The 1,533-nt window shown below is 54.1% G+C and carries 3 protein-coding genes; 2 read left to right on the top strand and 1 reads right to left on the bottom strand.

Annotated elements, in window-relative coordinates; all coding sequences use genetic code 11:
• Positions 1–417: 417 nt before the first annotated feature.
• Complete coding sequence (locus tag EII11_RS10925; RefSeq protein ID WP_276310967.1) at positions 418–552, bottom strand: hypothetical protein; 135 nt, start codon at positions 550–552, stop codon at positions 418–420.
• A 6-nt stretch (positions 553–558) separates the two neighbouring features.
• Between EII11_RS10925 and EII11_RS10315 the strand changes: the two genes are divergently transcribed.
• Complete coding sequence (locus EII11_RS10315; protein WP_124872484.1) at positions 559–861, top strand: hypothetical protein; 303 nt, start codon at positions 559–561, stop codon at positions 859–861.
• A 14-nt stretch (positions 862–875) separates the two neighbouring features.
• A partial coding sequence (locus EII11_RS10310) for a hypothetical protein (RefSeq protein WP_133306628.1) occupies positions 876–1,533 on the top strand: 658 nt, incomplete at its 3' end.

Raw genomic sequence — 1,533 nt, 5'->3', positions numbered from 1 at the left:
ACGACACCTACATTATGGTCCGTATCGACCTGGAAAACACCAGCGTCGAACCCCCCTCGGAAGAAGAACTGCGCGCCTTGTGGGATGCTCAGGTCGCTAAAGTCCGCTACTTTAAAGCTATCGAGCGCAGTGAAGAAGTCCTGACCCCTCAAAGCGGACAATCAGGCAAGTGAGCTCACCACACCAAACCCTCCCACCCAACATCAGGCCTTGCCCTCCTGCTTCCACCTGTGTCTGCCTCCCTGACCGCTTTTAGCCTCGCCCCTAACGAAACCGTGCCCGCGAACCGCCTCCTACCATTCTTCGACGCCCTCGTACCTCAAGGGCAAGCTTGAGGCGTTCTTTATAGACCAGATCGGGGATCAGCAGGTTGCTGCTGGTCGTGAGGCTGATGAAAGAATCCGGGCCTGGATTGGGTTAGGCAAGGACCTGGCCAAAGAGGCTCCCCTCGACAAGATTCCCTTCGTCGGACAAGCCGCTGACTTCCTCGCCGAGCAAGCCCTCAACGTCGGAGCCCAAGAGCTGGAAGAGTCCCTTGCGCGCAACGAACATCTTGCTTTGGAGACGAAGGCTCAGCAAATTGAAGAGTCGTTTGAGGCGCGAATGTATGCGATCTTCGCGGCTCTGTACGATGCTGGTCATATTACCCGGGGTGATCTTGATCGTCTTGCTGAGGGGAATAGTCTTTCATCCAGTGATGTGGATGTGTGGTTAGAAACGTCTTTTCCTGGCGGTGAAGGAATGCCCAAGGACAAGCGGGATAGTCTTGGTTTTGTCGTGAAAGATCTCAGTGTATTCAAGGGGGATCTAGCTACCTTTGAGACCGCGTATAAGCTTGGGTTCCTTGACCTTGAAAAGTGAGGGTGTGCACAGTGATGAGTTCAGTGAAAAAGTGTGGCACTGTTTTGGTGGCTTTGTGTGTTTGTGCTGGCCTGCTATCAGCGTGTGGGGCTGGTGATGGTGAGGAGAACATTACTCCTGATCTGATGCTCCTGACCGCCAAAGAGGCTGGTGGTGGCGTGCAGACTCCAATTCAGGGAGAGGATATGAGTACGGCTGCTGATTGTGGTCCTGACGACACCATTTACTACCCTGAACCTTATGCGACACCCTATGCTGTGAAATACATCAGTGGTGATCGTAGGATCGTCCTTGGCGTGTGGGATTTTCTTGATGGTAGTTTTGACTTTGGCCCACCAGAGATTGACCGGCTTGCCCGTGGTGATTACTGCCGGTTGGGGAAGGCGTATTTGGTTGCGAAGGGTGCGACTCCTACGACTGATTGGCGGGTGACCCCTCTTGATTTTGGTGAGGGTATCGCTGCTTTCCAGGCCGTGTACTGGGAGGGGAAGGGACTTACGCCTCCTCCGCCTGAGCCGGTTGTAGAAGAAGGCAGGTTTATTCGTACTGCGGCGCGAGCGTATGGGATTGTTGATGACACCTACATTATGGTGCGTATCGACCTCAAAAACTCTAGTGTTGAGCCGCCAAGTGAGGAAGAACTGCGTGCCTTGTGGGATGCCCAGGTCGCTA

It is taken from the genome of Schaalia canis, assembly GCF_003858455.1.
Lineage (GTDB): Bacteria > Actinomycetota > Actinomycetes > Actinomycetales > Actinomycetaceae > Pauljensenia > Pauljensenia canis.
Note: the sequence above shows the minus strand (reverse complement) of the source record. Positions and strands in the feature narration are given on the sequence as shown.

Excerpts from the sequence above, each read along its gene's own strand:
- EII11_RS10925 (WP_276310967.1), bottom strand. The coding sequence starts at position 552 with ATGTTCGTTGCGCGCAAGGGACTCTTCCAGCTCTTGGGCTCCGACGTT.